Source organism: Zarconia navalis LEGE 11467, from assembly GCF_015207075.1.
In the GTDB taxonomy this organism is placed as follows: domain Bacteria; phylum Cyanobacteriota; class Cyanobacteriia; order Cyanobacteriales; family Geitlerinemataceae; genus Zarconia; species Zarconia navalis.
Window position 1 is genome coordinate 1 of sequence record NZ_JADEXN010000236.1, and the last position, 7,658, is coordinate 7,658.

The following is a 7,658-nucleotide window of genomic DNA, read 5'->3' on the forward strand; positions in this document are numbered from 1 at the left end:
ATTTCGAATCAATCGCGATACCAAAATCCGACACATCTCCCCAATCTCCAAGCCATTCATCTGACCCAACATTATCTTCGGGAAGTCAACTTCAAAGCCAGCGATCTCCGTCGGGCAATTCTGACCAAAGCAGATCTTTGCCTTGCTAATCTAGAACGAGCCCATCTCGATTTTGCCGATCTCACCGACGCCATTCTGTACACGGCAAACTTGAGAAATATCAGTTTGAAAGAAGCCGATCTGACCCGAGCAGATTTTACAGAGGCGAATTTAAATAATGCCGACCTCTCTCTGGCGATTCTTCAGCACGCCCAACTCAACCGCGCCGATCTCACCGATGCGACTCTCTACACTGCAAATTTAAAAAAAGCCGATTTATCTTACGTGCAGCTCGTGCGGGCGGATATGAGTATGGCGGTTTTGGGGGAAGCGAATTTACGGGACGCAAACCTGAGTTTTGCTGTCGGTTCTTTAGCTCAGTTTGTCGGCGCGAATCTCACTCAAGCGACTTTGTACCGAGCCAATCTAAGTTTAGCGAATTTCTGCATGGCAAACTTTATGGCCGCTCATCTTTCTAGAATTAGTCTGATCGGTGCCAACCTCATCGGAGCCAACTTTTACCGAGCAGACTTGAGCGGTGCAAATTTGACCCAAGCCGATCTTAGAGAAGCCAGTTTGCGCATCGCCAATCTCGCTCATGCCAAGCTGGCGGGGGCAAATCTGAGCATGGCAAATTTGACAGAAACGACCCTCTGGAAAGCCGATTTATCCGGTGCAAACCTATATCAAGCAAATCTCTATCAAGCAGATCTCAAGGGAGCCATTTTGACCGGAGCCACGATGCCGGATGGTTCGAGCCATTTGTAGGACTCGGTTAAACACAGGATGTCCGACGAGTTATCGCTTTAGGTGATGTGATATTTCCGACAGCGTTCGAGATAAATTTGAGCGATTCGGTCGTCAGAATTTCGTTCGAGACAGGCTTCAAAACAATCAGCCGCTTTTCTAAACGAACTACCGTAGTAAAATAAGACCCCTTGCTCGAATATTCCTCGGGTAGCGAATTTTGCATCTCGAAGTGTGGGAGGATCGCCATCGAAAACTTCAAAAACCGCGACTGCTTCAGATTTTCCTTTAACTTTCAGCCGTTCGACGAGGCGAATTTTATATTTGTTCGGATTTTCAATATTGGCAAATGTTTGATGGGAAATTAGTAGCGATACACCATACTCTTTGGTTAAACTTTCAATTCTAGAGGCTAAATTAACAGCATCGCTAATTACCGTTCCATCCATCCGATTTGGGCCACCTACGGTACCGAGCATCAAAGAGCCGGTATTGATACCGATGCCAATTTGAATGGGGTCGTAACCGATACTTTTTCGGTGTTGGTTGTATTCGACTAATTTGTGAAGCATGGCGATCGCCGCTCGAATGGCATCGTCCGCACCGCCACTAAATAAAGCCATAATAGAGTCGCCAATATACTTGTCGATGAAGCCTCTATTTTTCATGATTTCAGGCTCCATTCGAGATAAGTAAGAATTAATAAATTTAAAATTCTCTTCGGGACTCATTTTTTCCGACAGCGTCGTAAAAGAGCGAATATCAGAAAATAAGATTGACATTTCTCGATGAATGTGGTCGCCCAATTTAACATCAACAATGCTATCTTTTTGAAGTAACTTTAAAAATTGGCTGGGAACAAAACGACTGTAGGCTGAATTTAGATTAGATAACCGTAAATGAGTTTTAATGCGAGCAATGAGCTCGTGCTTAGAAATGGGCTTGGTTAGATAGTCGTTGGCTCCAGCATCTAACCCAGCCATCACTTCATTCACTTGATTTTTAACCGTTAGCATCACGATCGGCAAATCGTGGGAATGAAAGGTTTGGCGAATTTTTTGACAGACTTCAAACCCCGTCATTCCTGGCATCACCAGATCGAGTAAAATGATATTGGGGCGAAAGTTTTCTTTGAGAGCATCGAGAGCCTCTATGCCATTAGAAGCCCGATAAACTTCGTAGTTTTCCGAAACTAAATAATTGACAATTGCGCGGACGTGGATCGGATCGTCATCGACGACCATAACTTTAACGGGAGGTTGTCCGTTCGAATTGAGGGGGGTCGGATTGAGGGGGGCAATCGGGTTTGAGATCGACTCAGAATTTCTCAGAACCGGAAGCCGACAAATCGGGGCTTTTGAAATTTCTCCATCAACAGTAAATTCGCCATCGCTCGAGATCGGGAGAGTAAAGGTAACCTGCGACCCCCGACCGAGGGTGGAACGGACTTGAAGTTGACCGCCATGAGCCTCGACGAGTTTGCCGACGATCGCCAGTCCGACACCCATACCGCCATACTCGTAGACAATTGAGCTGTCAGCACGCTCGAAAAAAGCCTGCATCCGCGCCAGTTTTTCTTGAGGGATACCCATGCCGGTATCGGAAATCGTAATTTCGAGGGAGGGACGATCGTTTTCTAGAATCTGTTGGGCGGAAATATCGATCGTCCCCCGACTGGTTAATTTGATGGCGTTGCCAATCAGATTGTAGAAAATTTGGTTCAAGCGATTCTCGTCGGCTCGTACTAGCGGTAAACTCGCAGGGATACCGTCAATTTCCACCCGATCTTTTTCACCGCATAGGGGTTGGAGGGTTTGCAAGACATCTTCGACAATCGTCCGCAAGTCGAGAAACTGAATTTGCAGCTCGATGGTTCCCTCTTTGAGCAGAGCAATGTCGAGAATATCGTTAATAAAATGATAGGCTCTGCGTCCGCTACTCGCGATCGCCAATAAACTTTGAGTTTGCCAATCTGATGGAGAATCAGAAGTCTCTTCTAGCAGAGATTCGGCCATGCCGATGGTACCGTTGAAGTAGGTGCGCAACTCGTGAGCGGTACTGCTCAAAAATAGATCCTTGAGCCGGTCTAAATGTTGTAGTTCGGTATTTTGGTGTTGCAGTTCTTCTTTCTGGGAAACCAAAGTCACGAAAGATTGCTCCACAAATTCCACAAATCGATCGAAGCCTCCGACGAGTTGACCCAGTTCGTCGGAACGTCTCGACAGCAAGGGGTGTGCGGAGCGATCGGAATCTCGCAACTGAGCCAATGCCTTGAGGAGACGATCGGGATCGAGGGAGGATTTGGTGTTTTTCCCAACTCGATCGCTCGAATAACTTTCCCCCAATACCGTAAGAGTTTGAGTGCCAAAGCGCAAATATAGGACGGGTTCGAGAATCCAAGACGCGATCGCCAATGCCACTATTGTTGCGAATCCCAATCCAGCAAAACCCAAGACGATCGCATCGCCAAGATCGATCGAGGTTAAAGATAGACTCAAACCGAGAACGACCAAAACTGGAAGCACCATTGAGATAACGAGAATTGTCCGCAGGGACGCTTGCCCGAAAATTCTAGAAAGAATACGATTTAAAAATAGGATTGACATCGGGGTAGCCCTATAAAGCACTGGGTAGAAGTGGTAATGCTCCCTGCTTAAAATTTCCCTATTATTTTATAGAGGTTAGGGGAAAGTTGGCCCGATCGACTTCATGAAGATAAAGGATCTCCCCCTTAAAAGTCTTCAGAAGAAAACGCTTTTAAACTGAGGTAGAAACCCTTAGGGGGTTTTTCACCTTGAGAAATATCTTTACCGATCGCTGCGTATTTAAGGCGATCGCATTGGATATAAATCAGCACGAGATTTGAGTATTTTTCTCTCTTAGACAAGCGATCGAACACTGATATTTTGCTTGTCTCTCGGGTCGATCTAAAGATATTCCCAACACCAACTTAACACTCACAGCCCGGATCGCACGATCGGTAACCGGTGGATGCGCACGGGACAAGCACAGGAAAGCTTATAAGTGTGGTAGATTCCGGTGTTGCCAGGCAGGGAGAGCCGGGGACGCCGAGGAAACCGAACTCTTGCAAATTCTCTCAATCGCCCCGCTTCCCCCTTGTCTGCGCGAGGGGAACTGCAATTGGCATTAACTTGGATTTGAAGTAATTTGGAGGGTTCGCAGTCGATCGATAGCAGCGGCTAATTCAAAGCGACGGAACATCGCCAAATCTCCTTGAGGAAAAGCCGCGATCTCCGACAGACCCCCGGTCTCAATATCGTCCATCACTGCATCGATAATATCCCGCAGCGATCGCCGTCCGTCAATATAATGTTGCTTGGCATACACCATCGCTTCGGCAATTCCTCGAAGCTGGGCCACATCCACCAATTGCTCCACCGCAGACAAATCGATATCTTCAGTCCCAAAGGCGATCGCATCCACATCTCGGGCTTGCCACTTCACCAAACGCTTGCCTCGACTGGGGTCTAAACTTTCAGGCAAAGGAATTCGCTCCGTCATCTCTCCCAAGTCCTCGCTGCCTTCTTCTCTACGTCCCGTCGCATACTGCCGGGCGATCGCTTTGGCTTCTCGGGTCAGTTCTCGAGGTCGAAAATCTTCCATGCCGATGACGGTATCGGCAACGTCGAAGTAATCGCCACTCCCCCCCATCACCAAAACCGTCGAAATACCACAATACGAGGACAGTTGTCTGACGCGATCGATAAAAGGGGTGATTGGCTCTTTCTCTTTGGCAATCAACGCTTGCATCCGTCGATCGCGAATCATAAAATTGGTCGCGGCCGTATCTTCATCCACCAGCAGCACTTTGGCATCCATCTCCAAGGCTTCGACGATATTCGCCGCTTGGGAAGTGCTGCCACTGGCATTTGCTGTCGAGAACTGCGTCGTCGAACGACCCTGGGGCAAATTATTAATAAATAGGGAAATATCCACCCCGGCAATCTGACGACCGTCTTCGGCGCGAATTTTCACCGCATCCGGCTGCGTCACCACAACTTCCCGTGCATCTCCAGGAATGCGATTGTAAATTCCCAGTTCGATCGCCGACAGCAAGGTAGATTTGCCGTGATAGCCGCCGCCGACGATGGGCGTTACCCCCGTCGGAATCCCCATGCCGGAGATTTTGCCCCGGTTCGGACAGTCGAACTCAACTCGCAAGGAAGGGGGAGACTCAAAAGGAACGGCACGATCTTGCAGGGGTCGGGGATCGACACCACTCTGGCGGGGCAAAATCGACCGATCGGCTACAAACGCCACCAGTCCTCGCTCGGAGAGTCGATCGCGCAGCCAGTCGGCATCTTCGACGGTTTCAACGTGACGCTCGATCTCACCTGCGTCTAAGTTGTCGTAATACAGAGCGCGATCGACACTTTGGGGGATATCCTCACAGAGCATTTGCGCCGCCTGTCGCCCTAAAATTCGCCTCCCCCGAGCTGGGAGACCGACGACAAACCGCAGTTCCACCTCGCGATGGTTGACAAATGCCGAAGTCCGCTCTAATACTTCCTGTCCCATCCGACAGGTGGCAATTAAGCCACTTTTTCCCGTACCGCGTCGATCGCTAATTCGATCGCACCATAACGAGAACTGACGGGTGAGATAGTCGCGCAGGGCAATTTCTCGGCTGCGACTGCGGTAGAGCGATCGAGGAAAACCCGCCACCGATTGGGGGAGTAAAACCCGACACTTACTCGGCGAGGCAAAGGGATCGCCTTGGACGTAGTCGATAATCAGGGTAAATTCCGAGCCGTCGTAGCGTCCTTGAATGTCTTTATAAGCTTTATACCCGCGACCATCCAGTTCTAGGAGTTGATGGCGCAGGTTTTCTAGCTCGACAGTTGGCTCGTCTCTAGCCATGGCATCCGTACTAGGGGTCTGGGACTTTTACTTTAGCCCGAGGTGGATAGTATTAACCATAAGTCATCAGTGGGGGCAAAATCGACCCAGGAACGATCGATAAGACCGCTTAGGGCATAGGGACGAACTGCTCCGAAGTATTCAACACCACGATACTTAAGAGGAGCGGTGGATGCGACAGCAAATCCCTCTTCGAGAGATTGTACGCTCCATTGGCGACCGCGATATTTACCCTGGCGGGAGGGAGTGAAGGCAACAGAAGAAGAGGTGCGGGTGTAGGGAACGCCGCGATAACTGAGTTGGATTTTTGACATTGCTAGAAACGATTCAATGCAAGAGTGGGAGGCGATCGCACTTCGGTGGGTATGTCTTCGCGAACAATGCTACGCCACAAAAATTTCTGTATACATTGTTACATGAGTCGCGTCTTAAATCTGAGGTTTTGATTGATTTTTGTTGTTGGAGGAGACTACCTGAGTAAAGACTCGAGTTGAATCGCATCGAGAAACCGCAGCAAACCCATGGGGATCGGCTCTTGAGCGATCGTGCGGATATAGGCGGCACTCAGGTAGGGTTCAAATTCCGATCGCCCAGTTAAGTGAGTTTCAAAAAATGCCAAACCGATCGCTTTCGTATAGCGCTGGGCCAGTGCCGGATTCGGGCCGATCACCTCCGGCGGATACTCGATTTTGACACCCTCAGCGTCCTCGGACTCTGCAAGGGTGGAAAAATGGGTTCCCGTTTGCATCAAAATCAAATATCTCTCGGGTGCCGTTAACCAGGTAAACGGTCGAATCTGTTCCTCCAGGGCCGGGGCAACGGTATCCACGCCTCCAGCAATCACGGCGATCGGAATTTTAATTTGACTGAGGCTTTGTCGTCCCAATACCGCACTATCGATGGGGTTAATAGCGATCGCCGCGACGATGCGATCGTCTCTGAGGGGATACTCCTCCCTGGGCAAATCCCGCGCCCGACATTGCAAAAAGATCGAAACGTTCCAAGATTCTTCTTCGCGGGCGCAATCGGTATCGAGTTGGGCGAAATTAATCGGTGCGCCAGCCAATGCCAAAGATGTATAGCCACCAAAAGATTGACCGAGAATCCCCACCCGTTTCAAATCGAGTTTGCCCGTAAAATAAGGATTTTGCGTGGAGAGGCGCTCGAGTTCGTCAAGGACGAAAGTGACATCCAAGGGTCGATCGACAAATTCAATAGGTTCGGTCACCTCTCGGGCTACCCCGATGAGGAGGGATTCTAATTGGCGAGCATCGCTACCGGGATGCTGGGGAACCACCACTGCGAAGCCGTGAGATGCCAGAGGTTCGGCTAAATAAGCAAACGTGCCGCGATCGGACCCTAACCCGTGGGAAATGACAATCGTCGGACTCGGCTGAGTGCTAGACCTTTCGGGCAAATATAGATCTACATCCACATACCGACCCTTGGGATCTTTAAGGGTTTTGCGCAGGTTATCCTTGAGCCGAAACGAGCGCTTTTCCCAACTTAAACTACCGGCCCCGTCGAGTTCGAGGGGATTTTCCGGCAAGAGATCGAATTCCGCTTGGGCTTGTTGTTCGGCGAGGTTCATCACTCCAGAGATCGCCTTGTTACTTCGATCGACGAGTCCCTGCAACTCTTCGGCCATTTCAACCGCCCGCAACAAATCGAGCCGCATTTCGGGGGTGGGAAATTTCCGCAATAAGTTCAGCAGTGTCAAACCTTCTTCATCTGCGGCGGCTAAAATCAGCGCTGCTCGCAATCCGTAAAATCCCGACCTTCCCGATCCCGACTGAATGACTTCACCCAACCGCTGGAGTAAGACTTCCCCCTGGCGAGTGTAGAGAAATTGGGAAATCACCACCGGATCGATTCCGGCGCGGGCTAGAAGACTTTCGGGTAACTGTTCTAAGGTTTCTGGGGGAATGTAT

The 7,658-nt window shown here is 49.7% G+C and carries 6 protein-coding genes; 1 reads left to right on the top strand and 5 read right to left on the bottom strand.

Going from position 1 to position 7,658, the window contains the following annotated elements; all coding sequences use genetic code 11:
• Positions 1-867 (top strand): pentapeptide repeat-containing protein (locus IQ235_RS13175; RefSeq protein ID WP_264321915.1); only part of this gene is annotated, 867 nt, incomplete at its 5' end.
• A 38-nt stretch (positions 868-905) separates the two neighbouring features.
• On the opposite strand, the gene IQ235_RS13180 is transcribed toward IQ235_RS13175, so the two are convergent.
• The 5 genes from IQ235_RS13180 to IQ235_RS13200 form a co-directional block, all read right to left on the bottom strand.
• Entirely contained in the window at positions 906-3,452 is a 2,547-nt protein-coding gene (locus IQ235_RS13180; protein WP_264321916.1) for a response regulator, read from the bottom strand.
• A gap of 125 nt (positions 3,453-3,577) precedes the next feature.
• Positions 3,578-3,703: a hypothetical protein gene (locus tag IQ235_RS13185; protein WP_264321917.1), complete on the bottom strand. Its 126-nt coding sequence runs from the start codon at positions 3,701-3,703 to the stop codon at positions 3,578-3,580.
• A gap of 290 nt (positions 3,704-3,993) precedes the next feature.
• A complete protein-coding gene (locus tag IQ235_RS13190) occupies positions 3,994-5,727 on the bottom strand; it encodes an ABC-ATPase domain-containing protein (RefSeq protein ID WP_264321918.1) in 1,734 nt (577 codons plus the stop codon).
• Positions 5,728-5,759: 32 nt separating this feature from the next.
• Positions 5,760-6,041, bottom strand: a complete 282-nt coding sequence (locus IQ235_RS13195; RefSeq protein WP_264321919.1) for a DUF4278 domain-containing protein — start codon at positions 6,039-6,041, stop codon at positions 5,760-5,762.
• Between the two features lie 155 nt (positions 6,042-6,196).
• Positions 6,197-7,658: alpha/beta hydrolase (locus tag IQ235_RS13200; protein WP_264321920.1), on the bottom strand; the 1,462-nt coding region annotated here is incomplete at its 5' end.

What these genes read in the sequence shown, in the direction of transcription:
- IQ235_RS13180 (WP_264321916.1), bottom strand. Translation starts at nt 3,452, where the DNA reads ATGTCAATCCTATTTTTAAATCGTATTCTTTCTAGAATTTTCGGGCAA.
- IQ235_RS13190 (WP_264321918.1), bottom strand. Translation starts at nt 5,727, where the DNA reads ATGGCTAGAGACGAGCCAACTGTCGAGCTAGAAAACCTGCGCCATCAA.
- IQ235_RS13195 (WP_264321919.1), bottom strand. Translation starts at nt 6,041, where the DNA reads ATGTCAAAAATCCAACTCAGTTATCGCGGCGTTCCCTACACCCGCACC.